The organism is Bacillus sp. Xin1 (assembly GCF_013314535.1).
Lineage (GTDB): Bacteria > Bacillota > Bacilli > Bacillales > Bacillaceae_G > Bacillus_A.
Genome location: NZ_JABUAE010000056.1, coordinates 1 through 20,219, shown reverse-complemented (window position 1 = coordinate 20,219; position 20,219 = coordinate 1). Strand labels below are relative to the sequence as shown.

The window sequence follows — 20,219 nt, the reverse complement described above, 5'->3', positions numbered from 1 at the left end:
ATGTTTGGCTCGGTAGCTCAGTCGGTAGAGCAGAGGACTGAAAATCCTCGTGTCGGCGGTTCGATTCCGTCCCGAGCCATCTTTTTTTTTGGAAAAGCCGGCTTAGCTCAATTGGTAGAGCAACTGACTTGTAATCAGTAGGTTGGGGGTTCAAGTCCTCTAGCCGGCACCACTTAGGGGCATAGTTTAAAGGTAGAACAGAGGTCTCCAAAACCTCCGGTGTGGGTTCGATTCCTACTGCCCCTGTAAGAAATATGGGCCTATAGCTCAGCTGGTTAGAGCGCACGCCTGATAAGCGTGAGGTCGATGGTTCGAGTCCATTTAGGCCCACCATATTCCGCAGTAGCTCAGTGGTAGAGCTATCGGCTGTTAACCGATCGGTCGTAGGTTCGAGTCCTACCTGCGGAGCCATGGCCCGTTGGTCAAGTGGTTAAGACACCGCCCTTTCACGGCGGTAACACGGGTTCGAATCCCGTACGGGTCATAAAAAAGAGTCAGCAATTAGCTGGCTCTTTTTTCTTGTGAAAATATAATGTGAAAGCTTTCTCTTTTTGTATATATGATAACATTAATTTAAAATTCCCTTTATTTATTTCATAATAAATAAAGGGAATTTGGAAAAACTATAGTATGTATAAAAAGGAGGGAATAAAGCTACATGACAACAGTTAGAGAATTTATGAGTACCGATATTGTACAATGTACACCGTTAGATAATGTATATGAAGCTGCTGTGAAAATGAAAGAAGAGGACATTGGAATGATTCCAGTTGTAGAGAACGATCAAGTGGTTGGTCTTGTCACTGATCGTGATTTAGTTGTTCGTGGAATTGCTGAGAAACATCCTGGGTCTAATAAAATTACAAATGTCATGACTACAGGAATTGTGTCTGTTTCTCCTGATGACTCTATTGAAAAGGCTACAGAGTTAATGGCGCATCACCGAATTAGAAGACTGCCTGTAGTTGAGAATGGCCAGCTTGTTGGGATGTTAGCGTTAGGGGATTTAGCAATAGCAGAGAAAGCTGATGATCAAGCAGGATTTGCTTTAAGCGAAATTTCCGAGCATACAGAATAAAGGAGTATATGTAGATTATTTTTCGTTTAGAGAATATGTAAGGGTGGATACGTTTTATTAATAATGCAAATAAAGCTATATTGTGATTAAAACGTATCCAAAATATTACGCATGGATATAAAGATTCTCCATTAAGTGTATCTGGAGAATGACATATGTTAAGTTCATTTGAAATTTTATTTAACAATTTCCATTACTAATTTTTGTTATGTTAAAAAATGATATAATAAATATAAGTTTTATAAGATATTTTGAATATAATAATATTAATAATATTATGATTATCTACTAAGCTATCAAAGATTTCATATATAAATAGAAACGGAGGAGAAATAATATGAGGGAGGTACAGAGTAATCCAAATTGGAATTTGGTTACAGAGGCCTATGTGGAACCAACTAATTTTGCAGATTTATTTTCTTTACTTGTACCAAATCATCCAAAAGGCGAAGGAAAAGAACGGACAATTTTAGCCTGGAAAGAAAAAGAATTTTATAAACAAGAAAACTTGGCTCCGTTTATTTTATATGGAATGAATAAAGTGAAAGACTTGCCACAGTTTCATAAAGATGAAATACCAACTTTAGTTCGCATTGTTCGTTTATGTCAGAAAATTGGTTGGTATAAGGAAGCTTATACATTTATGGTGAACCATAAATTAGATGGATTTGTACATACATCTATGGAATATGAAACGTGGGATATTTTAACACAAGTTGTGGCGTGGAACTACTTAATCATAAAATATCGTACAGGTAAATTAGAAGAGACGGATATAATGATATGGGAAAGAATTAAATTTAATGAAGAATGTATTGAAAAATCCGAAAAGTTATTATCACATAAGGAAGTAATGGAACTTACATTCTTTTATATTTGTAAACAGGCAAAACGATTGTCCAAAGAGGAATTGGATCAAGAGATGATGAATTTAGCAATATACTGTAATACATATGTTTATGACTTATATATATATGATTTATTAAAAAAATATCGTAAGTGTACGGATTTTTTAACATATTATGGACCAAGTCGCTCTGTTGTTGCATGTCAAAGAGCTGTAATTGCTCAAATTTCTGACCGTCTTAATCCGCTAAAAACTACTCATGTGGATGATTATCTGTATGTAATGAAGGAAATGATGGAGCATATGTCGTTTGAATTTATGAATCGATATGAGCACTTCATTGGAAAACTATTATCATATGTACCATTTTTTGAAATGATTCAAGTTCCGCAACATGCATATTATTGTGAAGAGTTGATGCATGTTTGTAAAGGAATTGAACATAAGGAAGAAATCTTACGGAATTATATATTTATACAATTACACGATTGTTTACCGTCATTTATTAAGCAATTTCTAAAGAATAAGCGTTATGCAACAATTCATGATATTTTATTTTACTGGTGCGATGATGCACAACGAATGGGCTTAGAAAAGAAGTATAATTTAAGTTTTATTTATGAGCGATATGCGTGTGGATAAAGAGAAGCTGTTCAATATAATGCATATATGAAAAAGGGATCTCACTTCAAACGTGAGATCCCTTTTTTAGTCATAAATGTAGAAGGTTGTTCTAAGCTTCTTGCTGATTTTTACGGTGTTCAGGAATGTAAATATATTGGGAAATAATGATTAGTACTCCTATAAAAAATACAGGGAATATAGCAGCCATATGAAAACCACTATAAATAATATTTGTTATTAAGCCGCTCATAATAATAAATGCAGTATATATATGAGAAATTCGTTTCTTCAGTCGGATTTTGAATGCTTCCATCAAAGATTCAATAGCAACAAATGAGATGACGATACCCAAAAAGACAAGGTTCGTATTGTAAATGACTAAGCAACAGATTAAACCGAGAAAAGCTATATACTCAATTATTAATGGTATATTACGTGACATATAATATTACCGAACCAAATAAGGCAGTGGATTTACTGCGTTTGTTTTTTCAAAATGATGCTGCTGCCTAAATGAATGATCTGTATTTCCCATATGTTCTAATAATTGTCCAATCAGAATTTGATCATCAACTTGTACTGAAGGGTCTTTCGTATGAGCGTGAACGGTTGTATATAGCTTAGTAGATTTAGTAAATGAAGTATTTGCTTTTTTTAAGGAATTAGTATTATTCCTTGTGTTCATTTCATTATTAGAATGTAATGTTTTTGAATTGAGTTTTATATATTGAGTGTTTTTGGTAGGCAATTGCTGAGCTGCTACAGTACGTGTATCTACTTGATTTATGGATGGAAGTAGAGATGTGACTGCCACAGTAGTTGCCGTTAAAGCTGTAGCTTTCTGTTTCATCTAATATTAGCCCCCCATAGATGTATTAATATATTTTTTATTATAGTATAAAGATATAATACTTTGCGCATTGTTCACATAACTGTAATATGAAATAAGAAAAAATAACTGTTTTTTAATGGAATCGAAATATATTACAAGAATAACAGATAAATAACTATTAGAATATGGATAAAAAGATAATCGATATTTTCTGAATAGATATATAAATATGAATTAAAAAACGAAAGAAAAGCTTTCTTTTTAGGGGGAGAGAATCCGCCCATGCATAGAGGCGGTCAGAGCCTTTTTTTGCCCCATGCCAAGTTAAAACAGAAAGAGAAAATGAAAGCAGATCTTCTTTTGTTTTTATAGCATCAACGTATATGTTGAAAAATTATTTTGTAACTGCCATAGGCCGATGGGGATTCATGCCTATATAAATATTTATTTTTCATATTTTATATAAGTGGAAAGTAGAACCTTGATGTAAAGGTTAGATCCGTTAATGCGGGATAAATGAAAACAGTTGCTGATGCCCCATGACAATGTTATACTGACTATGGTAATTTCATAATGTGCTAGGAGAGCTGGTGTTGCCAGCTGAGAGTAAGACCGGGAGTCTTAGATCCTTTCATTACCTGATCTAGATTATGCTAGCGTAGGGAAGCAATTCGGACTAAATGAGTAAGTCCCGTTTCTTTTGCGCAGAGAAACGGGGCTTTTTTATTTGATAATTGAATAATAGAAACCACTAGGGGTGCTTTATGTGCTGAGAGAGGAATAATCCTTAACCCTTACTGACCTGATCTAGATTATGCTAGCGTAGGGAAGTGGAACAATGAATAAATGTATTTTTATTTGCTGAACCACTTCTTATATAGAAGTGGTTTTTTATTTTAATAAATAGATATAAAGGAAGGGGAAATATAAATGAAATTTTGTGAGAGGTTATTTGAAACTGTGAAGCCTGTTTGGGAGAAAAGTCACAACCATCCATTTGTAACTGGAATGGGGGATGGTACGTTAGAAAAAGACAAATTCCAATATTACATCGTACAAGATTATTTATATTTGCTAGACTATGCAAAACTATATGCAATTGGAGTTGTAAAGGCAACAAATCCACATGTGATGGGTAAATTTGCAGAACAAATAGATGGCATTTTAAATGGAGAAATGACGATTCATAAACAGTATGCAAAGCGCCTTGGTATTTCTGTACAAGAGATAGAAGAGGCAAAACCATCTGCTAAAAATTTAGCGTATACAAACTATATGATGTCAGTATCTCAAAATGGTACGCTTGCAGAGTTAATTGCGGCTCTTCTTCCATGTATGTGGAGCTATTGGGAAATTGGAAAGCGTTTAAATGATATTCCAGGAGCAAGGGATCATGAGTTCTTTGGGGAGTGGATTCAAGGCTATAGCTCAGAAGAATACGGAGATCTTTGCATTTGGTTAATAGATTTATTAAATGAACTAGCGATTGGAAAATCTGAACAAGAGTTAGCTAAATTAGAAGAGATTTTCTTATATTCCAGCCGATTTGAGTATTTATTCTGGGATATGGCGTATCGTAAGGAGATGTGGGGTTTTGAGGAGCAAGAGCATACTACAATTTCATAATGTTTCCTTTCATTATGATGAAAAGCCAATCATAAACGACCTAGATGCTTTCGTGCAAGAAAAAGAGTTTGTGAGCATCATTGGACCGAGTGGCTGTGGCAAAAGTACATTGTTTCGTTTAATTACAGGATTAGAAGAACCTACGGCTGGAAATATTCAACTGACAGAAACAACGAGTCATCCTGTAGGGTATATGCCACAAAAAGATATGCTTCTGCCGTGGAGAACGATTATTGAAAATGCGGCATTGCCGTTAGAGTGCCAGGGAATAAAGAAAAAAGAAGCGCATTTGAAGGCGAAAGAGCTTTTAGAACAATTTGGTTTACAAGGATATGAACGGAAATATCCGAAAGATTTGTCGGGCGGTATGCGGCAACGAGTATCTTTTGTTCGGACGCTATTAACAGGCGGGGACATTTTATTGTTAGATGAACCGTTTAGCGCATTAGATGCCTTAACAAAGGCAACTTTGCAAGAATGGTTGTTTGAACAATGGAAACAGTGGCAAAAAACAATTTTATTTATTACACACGATGTGGAGGAAGCGCTTTTTCTTTCCAATCGGATTTTTGTTGTGACAGAGCAGCCTATTACAATTTTGACGGAACGTATTGTACCACTTGGACCAGATCGCTCAAGGAAAGACTTGCATAAACCTGAAATATTAGCTTTAAAAGATGAATTACTTAGTATGCTGCAAAGGCAGGTGCTTGTATGAAACGTGTAATCGAGTTATTACCTGCACTGATTTTAAGTAGCATACTGCTCATAGCTTGGGAAGTGGGAGCTAGAATTTTGGATGAGATGTACATCTTACCTTCTCCTACTGCAATTCTAGCTAAAATGTGGGCACTGCGAGATATATTATTTACTGTGCATTTACCGGCAACGTTATACGTTGTGTTAATAGGCGTTGTGATTTCACTTGTGCTCGGTGTGGGACTCGCGATGTTGATGAATGCTAGTACATGGATGGAAAGAGCATTTTATCCATTGCTAGTTGCATCGCAAACAATTCCGATTACAGCGCTAGCACCATTATTTGTTTTATGGTTTGGATATTCTATTTGGAGCAAAGTAGTTGTGACTGTTTTGATTGCATTTTTCCCAATTGCTGTAAATACGTATGATGGGCTACGCAGTACGAAAAAGGAATGGGAAGAGCTTTTAGTTACATATGGTGCAACGAAAAAAGATATTTTTCTAAAGTTAAAGTTGCCCTCTGCACTTCCATACTTTTTCTCTGCTTTAAAAATTGCTGTTCCGCTTAGTGTAATTGGAGCAGCGATTGGGGAATGGCTTGGAGCACAAGCTGGCTTAGGATATTTTAGTAAACGAATGATGACGCAGTTAGATGGGGCAGGCGTGTTTGCACCGATTGTACTGTTATCATTACTAGCTATTTTGTTTGTATTACTTGTTTCTATATTAGAAAAGAAATTCATTAGTTGGAGGAAACATTCATGAAATTATTAAAGCGCATCTTTGTGTTTACATTATTAGTTGCAATGATTGCAGGATGTTCTAGCAATTCAGCATCAGAGAAGAAAAAGGCTGAGAAAGAAGTAACGGTTATGCTCGATTGGTATCCAAACGCAGTGCATAGTTTTATCTATGCAGCGATTGAAAAGGGCTACTTTAAAGAAGAAGGAGTAAAGGTGAATATTAAATTTCCTTCTAATCCAACCGATCCACTAACATTAGCGGCAGCAGGAAAAGTAACAGTTGGTTTATACTACCAGCCAGATGTTGTCATCGCAAGAGCCAATGAACAAATTCCAGTGAAATCAATTGGAGCTGTGGTCCGTTCACCACTAAATCATGTTGTATCGTTAAAATCAGCAGGTATTGAGTCACCGAAAGACTTAGAAGGTAAAACAGTTGGTTACTCTGGAACACCTTTAAGTGAGGCATATTTAAAAACGATGGTAAAAGAAGCGGGTGGAAATCCTGATACTGTGAAAGTAGTAGATGTTGGATTTGATTTAGTGCCAGCGTTAATTACGAAAAAAGTAGATGCTGTTACAGGTGCTTACATTAACCATGAAGTTCCTGTTATGCGCCATCAAGGCCATGAACCAGCATACTTTAACCCAGCTGATTACGGTGTGCCAAATTATCATGAACTTGTTTTTGTCACAGGTGATAAAACATTGAAGAAAGATAAAGAATCATTACAAGCATTTTTACGTGGTGCGAAAAAGGGATACGACTTCATGAAGAAAAATCCAGATGAGGCACTAAATATTTTATTAGATCATCAAGAAAAAGAAAACTTCCCGCTCGTTCCAGAAGTTGAAAAAGAAAGTATGAAAATTTTATTAGAGAAAATGGAAACGAAAGATGAGCCATTTTTATCGGATTCAAAAGAGTCATGGGAAAAACAAAATAAATGGTTGAAAGAAAAAGGCATGACAAAAGAAAGTGTTCCTGCCGATGAATTATTCGAAAACATTTTAAAGTAGGCGAATGAATATGAAAAATGAGCTCCATGTGATCTCAAATGGTCAGATGACATTCGAAGAGTTAACGAATGTAGCGATGCAAATTGAGAGTGAGATTGACTATTTGCATATTCGTGAGCGTGAGAAAAATACGAAAGAGTTGTATGAAGGTGTGGAAAGCCTTTTAAAAAGAGGCTTTCCAGCATCTAAGCTTGTGATGAATGATCGGATTGATATTGCGATTCTATTAAATATCCCTCGCGTACAATTGGGATATCGAAGCGCAGATGTTAGATTTGTGAAAGAAAAGTTTTCTTATTTGCATGTTGGGTATTCTGTGCATTCTTTGGAAGAAGCAATAGTAGCTTTCAAAAATGGTGCAGATTCCCTTGTTTATGGTCATGTATTTTTAACGAATTGTAAGAAGGGTGTTCCAGCAAGAGGGTTAGAAGAAATTTCAGATATGGCAAGGCGATTAACGGTACCGATTACAGCGATTGGTGGGATAACGCCTCAAAATGCAGCAGAGGTTCTTCGGTCTGGTGTAAGTGGTATTGCAGTTATGTCTGGAATTGTCAGTGATCGTACTCCATACGAGAAAGCAAGATTGTATAAGGAAACAATAAGAAAGTGGGCGGAAAACCATGAGTAAGATATATGATGTAGCCATTATTGGCGGTGGTGTAATTGGTAGTTCAGTTGCACATTTTCTAGCGGAAAGAGGATACCAAGTTGCAATTGTTGAGAAACAAAGGATTGCGTCTGAAGCTTCTAAAGCAGCGGCAGGTTTACTTGGTGTACAGGCGGAGTGGGATGCGTATGATCCACTATTTGAACTTGCTAGGAAAAGCCGTGAAATATTTCCACAACTTGCAAAAACTTTACGTGAAAAAACTGGCATCGATATTGGGTATGAGGAGAAAGGTATATACAGGATTGCCCAAAATGAAGATGAGAAGACAAGAATACTAGATATTATGGACTGGCAAAAGAAAACAGGTGAAGAATCATATTTTATGACTGGAGATGAGCTTCGTGAAAAAGAGCCATTTCTCTCTTTATCCATTATGGGGGCTGTATATTATCCGAAAGATGGTCATGTCATCGCGCCAGAACTTACGAAAGCATTTGCGCATTCTGCAGCCGTTTCTGGAGCTGATATATATGAACAAACAGAAGTATTTGATATCAAAATAGAGAACAACCGAGTAGTAGGGATTATTACGAATGAAGGTATGATTCTATGTGACAAGGTAGTAATTGCCGGTGGTTCATGGAGCAAAAAACTTCTTCATCATTTTGATAAAGAGTGGGGTACATATCCTGTGAAAGGAGAAGTGGTGGCTGTGAAGAGTCATAAGCCATTACTGAAATCTCCTATTTTCCAAGAACGTTTTTATATTGCACCAAAACGTGGTGGACGCTATGTAATTGGAGCAACAATGAAGCCTCATACGTTTAATAAATCTGTACAACCAGAAAGTATCACTTCAATACTAGAGCGTGCTTACACAATCTTACCAGCTTTGAAAGAAGCAGAATGGGAAAGTGCGTGGGCGGGGTTACGCCCGCAATCTAATCATGAAGTCCCTTATATGGGAGCACATGAAGAAATAAAAGGATTATATGCTTGTACGGGCCATTACCGAAACGGTATTTTATTAAGTCCTGTTTCTGGTCAATATATGACAGATGTAATAGAAGGAAAGCAAGGAAATCATTTGCTAGATTCATTGCTTTCTAAAACGGTTTAGAAAGGGGATGGAAGCTTGAACTTAAAAATTAATGGTAAGCAAGTAGAGGTGCCGGAACGTGTTAAGACAGTAGCAGAATTGCTTACGCATTTAGGATTAGATACAAAGATTGTTGTAGTAGAACGCAATGCAGATATTTTAACAAAAGAAGACCATCAGGATACATCTGTTTTTGATGGAGACCAAATTGAGATTGTAACTTTCGTAGGAGGCGGTTGATTATGTTAAACATTGGACCATTTACATTCAATTCTAGACTTTTATTAGGAACAGGGAAATTTTCAGACTATGATGTACAAAGAAAAGCAATTGAAGTATCAGAAGCAGAAATTTTAACATTTGCAGTACGTCGTATGGATATATTTGATGCACAGCAACCGAATTTACTAGAAAAAATTGATGTAAAAAAATATACATTACTTCCAAATACAGCGGGAGCGAAAAATGCTGAAGAAGCAGTTCGTATTGCAAAATTAGCAAAAGCTTCAGGACTTTGTGACATGGTAAAAGTAGAGGTAATCGGGGATGATAGAACGTTATTACCAGATCCAGTGGAGACTTTAAAAGCATCTGAAATGCTTTTAGAAGAAGGGTTTATTGTTCTTCCTTATACATCAGATGATGTTGTATTAGCTCGTAAACTACAAGAACTTGGTGTTCATGCAATTATGCCTGGTGCATCACCAATTGGTTCAGGCCTTGGTATTGTGAATCCATTAAACTTAAGCTTTATTATTGAGCAAGCAAAAGTACCAGTTATTGTTGATGCTGGTGTTGGTAGCCCAGCAGATGCTGCGTTTGCGATGGAATTGGGAGCAGATGGCGTGTTATTAAATACAGCTGTATCTGGTGCGAAAGACCCTATTAAAATGGCGGAAGCAATGAAACTAGGTATTCATGCAGGACGTCTAGGATTTGAAGCAGGGCGTATTGCACGTAAGCGCTGCGCGACGGCAAGTAGTCCTTTAGAAGGAATGAGTGTAGTTGAATAATCGATATTCTCGCCAAGAGCTATTTTCTCCAATTGGAGAAAAAGGGCAACAAAAGATAGGAGAAAAGCATGTACTAATTATCGGTGCTGGAGCGCTTGGTAGTGCGAATGCAGAGATGTTTGTGAGAGCTGGCGTTGGCCGTGTAACAATTGTCGATCGTGATTATATTGATTGGAGTAATTTACAGCGTCAGCAGTTATATTGTGAGGAGGATGTGAAAAATAATCTTCCAAAGGCTGTAGCAGCGCAAAGACGCTTGCAAGCAATTAATAGTGACGTAACTGTAGAAGCATTTGTTCAAGATGTAACAGCCGAAGAATTAGAAGAACTTGTTACGACTGTCGATGTAATGATTGATGCGACTGATAATTTTGAAACACGTTTTATCGTTAATGATATATCACAAAAGTATTCTATTCCGTGGATTTACGGGGCGTGTGTAGGAAGCTACGGTCTTTCTTATACGATTTTACCAGGGAAGACTCCGTGTCTATCTTGTTTATTACAATCCATCCCGCTTGGCGGAGCGACATGTGATACAGCAGGGATCATTTCACCTGCTGTATCTCTCGTTGTTTCTCATCAAGTAACGGAAACTCTCAAAATTTTAGTAGAGGATTACGAAGCACTTAGGGATGGGCTTGTATCGTTTGATGTATGGAAAAATGAATATTCATGTATGAATGTGCAAAAACTTCGAAAACATAATTGTCCTTCATGTGGTGAGGCAGCAGTGTATCCATATTTAAATAAGGATAATACGTCAAAAACCGCAGTTTTATGCGGAAGAAATACAGTTCAAATTAGACCTCCGCATAAAGAACGATTAGATTTTGAACGATATAAAGAACTGCTGCGCGATCGTGTAGCAGATTTAATGGTGAATCCATATTTACTATCGTTTTCAGTTGAAGATAAGAGATTGGTTGCATTTCAAGATGGCCGGGTTCTTGTACATGGAACAAAAGATATAGTAGAAGCAAAAACAATTTATCATCGTTATTTTGGATGAAAAGGATGAGTGAAATGAAAGTGAATAAAGCTTTAACAATTGCTGGATCTGATAGCGGCGGCGGTGCAGGTATTCAAGCAGATTTAAAAACATTCCAGGAGCTTGGTGTATACGGAATGACAGCTATTACAGCTATTACGGCTCAAAATACACTCGGTGTGCAAGGGGTATATCCAGTTGCTCTCGAAGGCATTCAGGAACAATTAAATTCTATTGGTACAGATTTAACCCCAGATGCTGTGAAGCTTGGTATGCTATTTAGTAGCGAAATTATTAAAGTTGTTGCAGATAATATTAAAAAATTTGGTTGGAATAATATTGTACTAGATCCTGTTATGATTGCAAAAGGTGGTGCTTCGTTATTACAGCAAGAAGCTGTGCAAGCATTGAAGGAATATTTATTACCAATTGCAACAGTAGTGACTCCGAATGTACCAGAAGCTGAAGTGTTAACTGGGCTGGAAATTCATAATATTGAAGACAGTAAGAAAGCTGCAAAGGTGTTGCATGAATTAGGGGCGAAGTATGTTCTTATGAAAGGTGGACATGCGGAATACCAAGGTAACGAAGTAATTGATTTACTTTTCGATGGTCAGCAGTTTGTTGAATTTAGAAGCGAAAGAATTGATTCAAAACAAACGCATGGTAGTGGCTGCACATTTGCATCCGCTGTAACGGCAGGACTTGCAAAAGGCTATCCAATTGAAGAGGCAGTAGGGGAAGCTAAACAATTTATTAGTATAGCAATTGAAGAGCAATTAAATATTGGAAGTGGTCATGGACCAACGAATCATTTTGCATATAAATGTCAAAAGGATCATGCATAAATATTCAAATTCCAATGAGAAAAAGCCAGTTTTATAGCTGGCTTTTTTGTTGTTTACTTTTTCCATATTTAGGAGTATTATATCAGCCAGAATCTGTTTTTTGTAACGCTGAGTCCAATTCATTTGGAGCGGAGGAACCAAATTGTGCATGGTCACTAGGGGTGAATCTTTCATGGTGAAAGTAGGGCTACTCTCAAAGTCCGAATCCGACAGCTAACTTCGTAAGCGTCTTGGGAGAGGATGGTGCATGGATGGATACATCGCTTCATCGATCGGATTAGTATAGGAGAATATCAATCTACATTCGAATTCTTTTATACTAAGGAGGATGATATACATGGATGAGGAAAAAGAAGTAACACTCATTTGTATAGGGGAAGAAAATAAAGTAAATAGTTTAAGAAAATTAGTATCTTTTCAAAGTGATTTAATCATTTTCACAGCAAATGAACAAATAGCAGATGAAGTACGAGCGTGTGGATTTGATTCAACGTATTACTGCAATGAGGAACTAAATGTAACAAGTATTTGCAGTGGAATAAAAAAAGTAATCTTGCTAGGAGATGAACTTCCAATCGTTAGCTTTTTTACCGAGCGTATTCATTTTTCTTTTCAAGCACCTATTACAGTTGTCACAAGAAATAAAAGATATCCAGTCAGGCTCTATCAAACAATTGGAGCTAAATTTGTAGTGTTTACAAATTGTGATAATATTTCTTTTTTATTTTTTGAATAGGGCGGAGGAAACGACGATGAAGGTGTTATTACGTGAGGATATAGCAAACCGTTGGGCAGTATCGAAGGAGCGAATGCAAGAATTAGCAATGGATTCTATGTTTCCAAAACCATATATGATATTGCCATCAGAAGAGAGTTTGTATTTAGAAACAGATATTATTGCATATGAAAGGTTGTATGTGGAACTAACGCGAGTCTATATTCGTGGGCGAAACTTGCGTTCATTTTTATAAAACAAAAAGGGAATGAATTCAGGGTACTATTAAAACGGTACTTAAATTCATTCTCTTTTTTTATTTCATATTAAAAGTTGATTTTAATGAAAATAAGAGAAAAGACAAGAAAACAGATGATAAAATACTAATTCTAATTAATGTAAGCGTTTAAACGGTAAAATATTTTCTTATTTTAGGTGATTTTCCTCTTTACAAGTGAAATGGAGAGGAGTATATTTACATTCATAAATCATTCATAAAATTTCCAAAAACAACCTGATATCGCTGAGTCCAATTATTTGGAGCGGGGGAACCAATTTTGTGCATTGTCACTTGGGGTGAATCTTTCATTACGAAAGTAGGGCTACTCTTTAGGCCCGAATCCGACAGCTAACCTCGTAAGCGTTTGGAGAGGAGGTTTACTTTTGTGTTGTTCATTTTTGAACACTGAGTAGAGCCTCAGTGTTCTTTTTTTGATGGGTTGATGGTAAAAATTTACATTTTAAAAACGGGGGATTGAAATGTTAGATGTAGTGATGATTGGAATCTGTATAGTATTAGTAGCGTCTATGCTAGGGCTCGCGAATTGGTCAGATAAAGTTGTGAAAGAAGGGAAGCAATCATGATGATTGCCTTATCAGTTATTGTTGCAGCGATTACTGTGTATTTAGTTTATGCGTTATTAAATCCGGAGAAGTTTTAAGTAGGAGGAAAAGGCGATGATGGTATGGGTGGCAGCTATTGTAACGATATTATTGTTTGTACTACTAGCGAAACCAATGGGGGCTTATTTAGAAAAAGCGTTTCAAGGTAGTAAAATGTTAGATAAAGTGTTTGGGCCAATCGAGAGACTTATTTTTAAAATGGGTGGTATAAAACAAAATAATCAATCTTGGATACAGTACGCATTAGCGATGCTGTTAACAAATGGATGTATGATTCTATTTGTTTATCTTGTTTTCAGATTACAAGGTATTCTCCCATTAAACCCAAGCAAAATAGAGGGTATGGAACCTACACTTGCGTTTAATACAGCAATTAGTTTTATGACGAACACAAATTTACAGCATTATAGTGGTGAAAGTGGTTTATCTTATTTATCACAAATGATCGGGATTACGTTTATGATGTTTACTGCACCAGCGACAACGTTAGCTTTAGCAATTGCATTTATTCGTGGTCTAGCAGGTAAAGGACTAGGAAATTTCTTCGTTGATTTTGTTCGAGCAATTATACGTGTATTAATGCCAATCGCATTTGTTATGGCACTTGTATTCGTAGCACAAGGAATGCCACAAACATTTAGTGGCACTGCAGTAGCACATACACTTGAAGGTGCAAAACAGATGATTCCGCGCGGTCCGTTAGCATCTTTAGAATCTATTAAAATGCTAGGAAATAATGGTGGTGGATTCTTTGGAGTTAACTCGGCACATCCTTTTGAGAATCCAACTGCAATTACAAATGTACTACAAATGATGCTTATGATGTTGATTACAACATCGCTTCCATTCACATATGGAAGAATGATAGGCAGTAAGAAACAAGGAAGAATTTTATTTGTATCAATGCTTATGATGTTTATTATTGGATTTGGTACAGTTGTAACGGCTGAATTACAAGGGAATCCAGTATTAAATCATTTAGGAATGGATAGTACAGAGGGGAATATGGAAGGGAAAGAAGTTCGATTAGGAACAGTAATGACATCTTTATTTGCGACAGTAACAACTGCTTCTGAAACAGGTGGGGTTAACGCGATGCATGATACATTTACGCCAATTGGCGGGATGTTACCACTTGTGAATATGCTACTAAATACAGTGTTTGGCGGTGTTGGAGCAGGATTTATAAACGTTATCATGTATGCGATGATTGCGGTCTTTATTTCAGGTTTAATGGTCGGACGTACACCAGAGTTTCTTGGTAAAAAGCTAGAAGGAAAAGAAATGAAGTTAATCGCGGTAACATTATTATTCCAACCATTATTAATTTTGGGAGCATCAGCGATTGCTTTTTCTACAAATTTAGGAACAGATGCAATTACAAATTCAGGATTCCATGGTATTACACAAGTAATCTATGAATTTACTTCATCGGCAGCAAATAATGGTTCTGGTTTTGAAGGATTAGCAGATAATACACCGTTTTGGAATATTTCAACCGGACTTGTGATGTATTTAGCTCGTTTCTTCGGCTTAGTCACAATGCTTGCAGTGGCAGCTTCATTGAAAGAGAAAACATTAGTACCGGAAACAGTCGGAACATTCAGAACAGATAACGGTTTATTTGGTGGGATTTTCGTTGGCACGATCTTTATTGTTGGTGCATTAACATTCTTCCCAGTATTAGTATTAGGACCAATTGCAGAGTTTCTAACTCTATAAGAAAGAAGCGAGGGGAATAAACATGAGACCAGCTATGGCTAAAGAGAAGCATATACAAGCTGTGCCATCTCCAAAACGAGAAGATGGTGAAGTAAGAAGTGCGAAAACAATGGATCGTGATATTGTATCAAATGCTTTAAAACAATCTATTGTAAAGTTAAATCCGAAGCAAATGGTTAAAAATCCAATTATGTTTGTTGTGGAAATTGGCTTTTTCATTACATTGATTTTATCAATTGTGCCGAGCTTATCAACAAACGTTCCGTTATGGTTCAATATAATGGTTACACTTGTTCTTTTATTTACAGTTCTCTTTGCAAATTTTGCAGAAGCGTTGGCAGAAGGACGAGGAAAGGCACAAGCTGATTCGTTAAAACAATCGAAAAAAGATGTCTTTGCCAATATTGTAAAAGAAAATGGAGAGGTTACGAGAGTTTCAGCATCTAGTTTGAAAAAGGGTGACATCGTTCTTGTGAAACAAGGTGAGATGATCCCAGGTGATGGAGAAGTTATACAAGGTTTAGCATCTGTAGATGAATCCGCTATTACAGGGGAATCAGCCCCAGTAATGAAAGAAGCAGGCGGCGATTTTTGTTCTGTGACAGGCGGAACGATGGTTGTGAGTGATGAAATTACGATACAGATTACAAGTAATCCAGGTGAGTCGTTTTTAGATAAAATGATTTCGTTAGTCGAAGGAGCAACACGTCAAAAAACGCCAAATGAAATTGCGTTAAATACAGTACTAACTAGCTTAACATTAATCTTTTTAATTGTAGTTGTCACACTGCCGTTATTTACGAATTATTTAGGTTTTCAAATTGATACATCGATTCTCGTTGCCTTACTTGTTTGTTTAATTCCAACAACAATTGGTGGGTTATTATCTGCGATTGGGATAGCTGGGATGGATCGTGTCACAAAGTTTAATGTACTTGCAATGAGTGGGAAAGCAGTTGAAGCAGCAGGTGATATCAATACGATCATCTTAGATAAAACAGGTACCATTACATTCGGTAATCGTATGGCGCATACGTTGTTACCTGCCGGAAATGAGACAATTGAAAAATTAGCAAAATGGGCGGCGCTTAGCTCTGTATTAGATGAAACACCAGAAGGGCGCTCCGTTATTGAGTACGTAAACTCAAAAGGTCTTTCTTACAATGCGTCAGATGCAGAAACAGGAGAATTTGTTCCATTCAAAGCAGAAACAAGAATGAGTGGTGTTGATTTAAACGATGGAGTAAAGGTAAGAAAAGGAGCTGTTGGAGCGGTCGTTGATTGGGTACAATCTCAAGGTGGAACGATTCCGAAAGATTTACATCAAAAGGCAGATTTGATTGCAAAAGAAGGTGGTACACCACTTGCAGTTGCAGCGGGTGATCGTATTTTCGGTTTAATCTATTTAAAGGATACTGTAAAACCAGGTATGCGTGAGCGATTTGAGCAACTTCGTCAAATGGGGATTAAAACCGTAATGTGTACTGGTGATAACCCATTAACGGCGGCAACGATTGCGAAAGAAGCGGGTGTAGATGAATTTGTAGCAGAATGTAAGCCAGAAGATAAAATAGCTGTTATTAAAGCAGAGCAAGAAAAAGGAAAATTAGTTGCGATGACGGGTGATGGTACGAACGATGCACCGGCACTTGCACAGGCTGATGTTGGTCTTGCGATGAATAGTGGTACAGCGGCGGCGAAAGAAGCAGCGAATATGATTGATTTAGATTCCAATCCAACGAAAATTATTGAAGTGGTTGCAATTGGGAAGCAGTTATTGATGACGCGTGGTGCATTAACGACATTTAGTATCGCAAATGATATTGCGAAGTATTTTGCGATTATACCTGCAATGTTTACAGTGGCAATTCCGCAAATGGAAGCATTAAACATTATGGGGTTACATTCGCCATTTTCAGCAATTCTTTCAGCGCTCATTTTTAACGCAATCATCATTCCGATGTTGATTCCACTAGCAATGAAAGGAATTTCCTATAAACCGATGAGTTCGAATGCATTGCTTTCTCGTAACTTATTTATTTACGGTTTTGGTGGTGTACTTGTACCATTTATCGGTATTAAACTCATTGATTTGGTCGTTGGACTATTCATTTAATAGAGAAGGGGACATATTCATGACAGAAAAACAAAGTTTCTTAGGACCCGTCGTTCGTTTAACTGGTGTGCTTGTTGTGTTATGTGGATTGATTTATCCAGCTGCGGTAACTGGGATTGCACAAGTAACGATGAAGGATAATGCACAAGGAAGTTTAATATATGATAAAGGTGAAATAATTGGTTCTAAATTAATCGGTCAAGAATTTAAATCTGCAAAATATTTTCAAGGGCGTGTATCCAGTATTGAGTATAAAGCAGAAGGTTCTGGATCTAATAACTATGCGCCTTCTAATCCAGAATTACTACAACGTACAGAACAAAGTATTGAAAAATGGAAAAAAGATAATCCTTCTGTACCAGTAACAGAGGTGCCAATGGATTTAGTAACAAACTCAGCTTCAGGACTTGATCCAGATATTAGTCCTAAATCAGCATATGCACAGGTGGATCGTGTTGCGAAGGAAACAAAAATTTCAAAAGATAAATTAAAAGATATGATTGCTTCCCATACAGAAGGTCGTGCACTTGGTTTATATGGGGAAGAACGCGTTAATGTATTAAAGCTAAACATAGAAGTACAAAAGCTAGCAAAATAATAGATAAACTACCTCAATCCATATCGATTGAGGTAGTTCGTTTTGTAAGGATGTGATAAGAATATGTACGCTGAAAATGATGAACCGCTATTTCAAAGAAGATCACCAGAGGAATATTTAGAGGAAATAAGGAGAATGAATCGAGGGAAATTGAAGTTATACGTGGGAGCGGCACCGGGTGTTGGGAAAAGTTATAAAATGTTATTTGATGCACGGGAAATGAAAAAAGAAGGTATTGATATTGTAATTGGTTTAATTGAAACACACGGAAGAAAAGAGACTGAGGAAGCAATTGCTGATTTAGAAAAAGTCCCTTTGAAAGAAATAAAGTATAAAGGAAAAGTATTTTATGAGCTTGATGTAGAGGCAATTATAAAACGAGCGCCTCAAGTGGTTGTTGTGGATGAATTGGCACATAGCAATATACCGGGATCAAAACGTAAAAAGCGTTATATGGATGTAGAGGAATTATTAGATGCTGGAATATCAGTGTTATCAGCGTTTAATATTCAACATTTAGAAAGCGTTCATGACATTGTAGAACAAATTACGAATGTAAAAGTGCGAGAGCGTATTCCTGATTTTATTTTACAAAAAGCAAATGAAATTCAACTTGTTGATGTAACACCAGAAGTGCTGCGGAAACGATTAATAGATGGAAAGATATATATAGAAGAAAAAATTCAACGGAGCTTGCAAAACTTTTTTACAATTAATAATTTAGGGGCTTTAAGAGAGTTATCATTACGGGAAGTTGCAGACGATATGGATGATAAAATTAGCCAATCGGTAATGGATCCAATAGGTGTAAAGGAAAAGATCCTCGTTTGTGTGCAATATAGTTCAACAGCAGAGAAATTAATACGGCGTGGTTGGCGTATGGCAGATCGATTAAATGCTGAATTATATGTATTAAACGTTGAAAGAGAAAATATAGAATCATTATCGGCAAGCAAAAGGCAAACAATTGATGAGTGGCAGTCGTTGACGAATCAATTTCATGCTACGTTTTTGTTGGAAGAAGCGAAAGGAAGAAAACCAGCAGATATTATTATCGCAGTGGCGAAACGATTGCAGGTTACACAAATTTTACTCGGGCAATCGGCAAGAACAAGGTGGGAGGAAATTCGAAAAGGATCTATTGTAAATGAAATTATGAGGCAAACGAAGCATATTGATATTCATATTGTTGCAGACCAAAGAGCATAAAGTGTTTCTTTGAAAGAAAGGCCTATTTATCCCCATTTTGCATCCCTATACATAGGGAGCTGAATAGGATAAAAGGTAAATGAAATCATGAGAGGAGCATGAATATGTACCGTAAATCATGGCATCACTATCAATTGGAAAACCCAATGCATAGCAACTGGAATAACAACAATTGGATATATAATTGGAATCCTTATTATTGTAATAGGAACAATAACAACTGGAATCCTTATTATGGAAGCAGCAGATTAACAGATTATGGATCAAAACCATTTGTAGTGAATATTGATCAAGCTACTAAGCAAAACAATACTTACCGCACGGCTTTATGGACAGGAAACAACTTACAAGTAACTTTGATGAGTATTAATGTTGGAGATGACATAGGTTTAGAGGTCCACCCGACAACTGATCAATTCATACGTATTGAAGAAGGTCAGGGACTTGTTCAAATGGGTGATAGCAAAGATAAATTAGATTTTCAAGAAATGGTCTATGATGATTATGCGATTATGATACCTGCTGGAAAATGGCACAATATAACCAATATGGGGAATATACCACTTAAAATTTACGCTATCTATGCGCCGCCAGAGCATCCGTATGGTACAGTTCATGAAACAAAAGCAATTGCCATGTCTACTGAAGGAAACCGCTATTACTAATCAACTAACAGGTGCTAATGTTCGATAAAACGTATATTAAAACGATCAAACTTTTTATCCCGCATTAACGGGCAGTAAGACCCCCACCTCAAGATTCAGAGAGAAACGAGGAAGATAGGTGGGGGATCAACTGCCCGTAAAAGCCCGATTGGTTCAACTAATAATCAGTGGGGGATGAAGAGAACCCCCACTGATTAAAGTTTCACTTTATAAAAAAATTAAAATTTGCATAAGAAGAATCCATTTTGATCAACT

General features: G+C 36.7%; 23 protein-coding genes, 6 tRNA genes and 4 riboswitches. Of the genes, 27 read left to right on the top strand and 2 right to left on the bottom strand.

The features are described from left to right. Window positions 1-6: 6 nt before the first annotated feature. From HRG09_RS25350 to HRG09_RS25315, 8 genes are all read left to right on the top strand, one after another. Window positions 7-79, top strand: a tRNA-Phe gene (locus tag HRG09_RS25350). 17 nt (window positions 80-96) lie between these two features. Beyond that, window positions 97-172: transfer RNA gene (locus HRG09_RS25345), tRNA-Thr, on the top strand. Window positions 173-175: 3 nt separating this feature from the next. After that, window positions 176-246, top strand: a tRNA-Trp gene (locus HRG09_RS25340). Between the two features lie 10 nt (window positions 247-256). Next, window positions 257-333: transfer RNA gene (locus HRG09_RS25335), tRNA-Ile, on the top strand. Between the two features lie 3 nt (window positions 334-336). Further along, a tRNA-Asn gene (locus tag HRG09_RS25330) sits at window positions 337-411 on the top strand. Between the two features lies 1 nt (window position 412). Further along, window positions 413-484: transfer RNA gene (locus HRG09_RS25325), tRNA-Glu, on the top strand. Window positions 485-658: 174 nt separating this feature from the next. Further along, entirely contained in the window at window positions 659-1,078 is a 420-nt protein-coding gene (locus tag HRG09_RS25320; protein WP_174103597.1) for a CBS domain-containing protein, read from the top strand. 337 nt (window positions 1,079-1,415) lie between these two features. Beyond that, the gene (locus tag HRG09_RS25315) at window positions 1,416-2,567 is read left to right on the top strand and encodes a DUF3965 domain-containing protein (protein ID WP_174103596.1); all 1,152 of its coding nucleotides are present in this window, start codon (window positions 1,416-1,418) and stop codon (window positions 2,565-2,567) included. Window positions 2,568-2,658: 91 nt separating this feature from the next. On the opposite strand, the gene HRG09_RS25310 is transcribed toward HRG09_RS25315, so the two are convergent. Next, on the bottom strand, window positions 2,659-2,991 hold the full coding sequence (locus HRG09_RS25310) for a hypothetical protein (RefSeq protein ID WP_174103595.1): 333 nt from the start codon (window positions 2,989-2,991) through the stop codon (window positions 2,659-2,661). Between the two features lie 6 nt (window positions 2,992-2,997). Then, on the bottom strand, window positions 2,998-3,399 hold the full coding sequence (locus tag HRG09_RS29755) for a M23 family peptidase (RefSeq protein WP_174103594.1): 402 nt from the start codon (window positions 3,397-3,399) through the stop codon (window positions 2,998-3,000). 552 nt (window positions 3,400-3,951) lie between these two features. Further along, window positions 3,952-4,063, top strand: a riboswitch (TPP riboswitch). A gap of 61 nt (window positions 4,064-4,124) precedes the next feature. Beyond that, a riboswitch (TPP riboswitch) is annotated at window positions 4,125-4,227 on the top strand. 84 nt (window positions 4,228-4,311) lie between these two features. On the opposite strand from HRG09_RS29755, the gene tenA reads away from it, so the two are divergent. From tenA to HRG09_RS25210, 19 genes are all read left to right on the top strand, one after another. After that, complete coding sequence (gene tenA, locus HRG09_RS25300) at window positions 4,312-5,007, top strand: thiaminase II (protein ID WP_174103593.1); 696 nt, start codon at window positions 4,312-4,314, stop codon at window positions 5,005-5,007. Beyond that, complete coding sequence (locus HRG09_RS25295; protein ID WP_174103592.1) at window positions 4,976-5,725, top strand: ABC transporter ATP-binding protein; 750 nt, start codon at window positions 4,976-4,978, stop codon at window positions 5,723-5,725. The genes tenA and HRG09_RS25295 overlap by 32 nt, the downstream gene beginning before the upstream one ends. After that, a complete protein-coding gene (locus HRG09_RS25290; protein ID WP_174103591.1) occupies window positions 5,722-6,474 on the top strand; it encodes an ABC transporter permease in 753 nt (250 codons plus the stop codon). Before HRG09_RS25295 ends, HRG09_RS25290 begins: the two co-directional genes overlap by 4 nt. Beyond that, entirely contained in the window at window positions 6,471-7,472 is a 1,002-nt protein-coding gene (locus HRG09_RS25285; protein ID WP_174103590.1) for an ABC transporter substrate-binding protein, read from the top strand. Before HRG09_RS25290 ends, HRG09_RS25285 begins: the two co-directional genes overlap by 4 nt. Before the next feature lie 10 nt (window positions 7,473-7,482). Continuing rightward, window positions 7,483-8,103, top strand: coding sequence for a thiazole tautomerase TenI (gene tenI / locus HRG09_RS25280; protein ID WP_174103589.1), 621 nt, complete (start codon window positions 7,483-7,485; stop codon window positions 8,101-8,103). After that, window positions 8,096-9,205, top strand: a complete 1,110-nt coding sequence (gene thiO, locus HRG09_RS25275) for a glycine oxidase ThiO (protein ID WP_174103588.1) — start codon at window positions 8,096-8,098, stop codon at window positions 9,203-9,205. The genes tenI and thiO overlap by 8 nt, the downstream gene beginning before the upstream one ends. Before the next feature lie 15 nt (window positions 9,206-9,220). Then, on the top strand, window positions 9,221-9,424 hold the full coding sequence (thiS, locus tag HRG09_RS25270) for a sulfur carrier protein ThiS (protein WP_174103587.1): 204 nt from the start codon (window positions 9,221-9,223) through the stop codon (window positions 9,422-9,424). A 2-nt stretch (window positions 9,425-9,426) separates the two neighbouring features. Then, window positions 9,427-10,197 carry a thiazole synthase gene (locus HRG09_RS25265; RefSeq protein WP_026592836.1) on the top strand — a complete coding sequence of 257 codons (771 nt, stop codon included), beginning with the start codon at window positions 9,427-9,429 and terminating at the stop codon, window positions 10,195-10,197. Next, window positions 10,190-11,209, top strand: a complete 1,020-nt coding sequence (locus HRG09_RS25260) for a thiazole biosynthesis adenylyltransferase ThiF (protein WP_174103586.1) — start codon at window positions 10,190-10,192, stop codon at window positions 11,207-11,209. The genes HRG09_RS25265 and HRG09_RS25260 overlap by 8 nt, the downstream gene beginning before the upstream one ends. 5 nt (window positions 11,210-11,214) lie before the next feature. Further along, the gene (gene thiD, locus HRG09_RS25255) at window positions 11,215-12,036 is read left to right on the top strand and encodes a bifunctional hydroxymethylpyrimidine kinase/phosphomethylpyrimidine kinase (protein ID WP_174103585.1); all 822 of its coding nucleotides are present in this window, start codon (window positions 11,215-11,217) and stop codon (window positions 12,034-12,036) included. Window positions 12,037-12,132: 96 nt separating this feature from the next. After that, window positions 12,133-12,280, top strand: a riboswitch (cyclic di-AMP (ydaO/yuaA leader). Window positions 12,281-12,373: 93 nt separating this feature from the next. Beyond that, complete coding sequence (locus HRG09_RS25250) at window positions 12,374-12,772, top strand: hypothetical protein (protein WP_174103584.1); 399 nt, start codon at window positions 12,374-12,376, stop codon at window positions 12,770-12,772. Between the two features lie 16 nt (window positions 12,773-12,788). Next, a complete protein-coding gene (locus HRG09_RS25245) occupies window positions 12,789-13,007 on the top strand; it encodes a hypothetical protein (protein WP_174103583.1) in 219 nt (72 codons plus the stop codon). 255 nt (window positions 13,008-13,262) lie between these two features. Continuing rightward, window positions 13,263-13,408, top strand: a riboswitch (cyclic di-AMP (ydaO/yuaA leader). A gap of 102 nt (window positions 13,409-13,510) precedes the next feature. Beyond that, complete coding sequence (locus HRG09_RS25240; protein ID WP_174103582.1) at window positions 13,511-13,615, top strand: hypothetical protein; 105 nt, start codon at window positions 13,511-13,513, stop codon at window positions 13,613-13,615. Then, a complete protein-coding gene (gene kdpF, locus HRG09_RS25235; protein WP_000972378.1) occupies window positions 13,612-13,692 on the top strand; it encodes a K(+)-transporting ATPase subunit F in 81 nt (26 codons plus the stop codon). Before HRG09_RS25240 ends, kdpF begins: the two co-directional genes overlap by 4 nt. A gap of 19 nt (window positions 13,693-13,711) precedes the next feature. Further along, window positions 13,712-15,376: a potassium-transporting ATPase subunit KdpA gene (kdpA, locus tag HRG09_RS25230; protein ID WP_174103598.1), complete on the top strand. Its 1,665-nt coding sequence runs from the start codon at window positions 13,712-13,714 to the stop codon at window positions 15,374-15,376. Window positions 15,377-15,398: 22 nt separating this feature from the next. After that, window positions 15,399-17,492 (top strand): potassium-transporting ATPase subunit KdpB, encoded by a 2,094-nt coding sequence (gene kdpB / locus HRG09_RS25225; RefSeq protein WP_174103581.1) that lies wholly within the window; start codon window positions 15,399-15,401, stop codon window positions 17,490-17,492. A 19-nt stretch (window positions 17,493-17,511) separates the two neighbouring features. Continuing rightward, window positions 17,512-18,090 carry a K(+)-transporting ATPase subunit C gene (kdpC, locus tag HRG09_RS25220; protein ID WP_174103580.1) on the top strand — a complete coding sequence of 193 codons (579 nt, stop codon included), beginning with the start codon at window positions 17,512-17,514 and terminating at the stop codon, window positions 18,088-18,090. A gap of 63 nt (window positions 18,091-18,153) precedes the next feature. Next, the gene (gene kdpDN, locus HRG09_RS25215) at window positions 18,154-19,299 is read left to right on the top strand and encodes a KdpD-like non-kinase potassium sensor (protein WP_174103579.1); all 1,146 of its coding nucleotides are present in this window, start codon (window positions 18,154-18,156) and stop codon (window positions 19,297-19,299) included. A 104-nt stretch (window positions 19,300-19,403) separates the two neighbouring features. After that, window positions 19,404-19,964 carry a cupin domain-containing protein gene (locus HRG09_RS25210; RefSeq protein WP_174103578.1) on the top strand — a complete coding sequence of 187 codons (561 nt, stop codon included), beginning with the start codon at window positions 19,404-19,406 and terminating at the stop codon, window positions 19,962-19,964. Window positions 19,965-20,219: the final 255 nt, after the last annotated feature.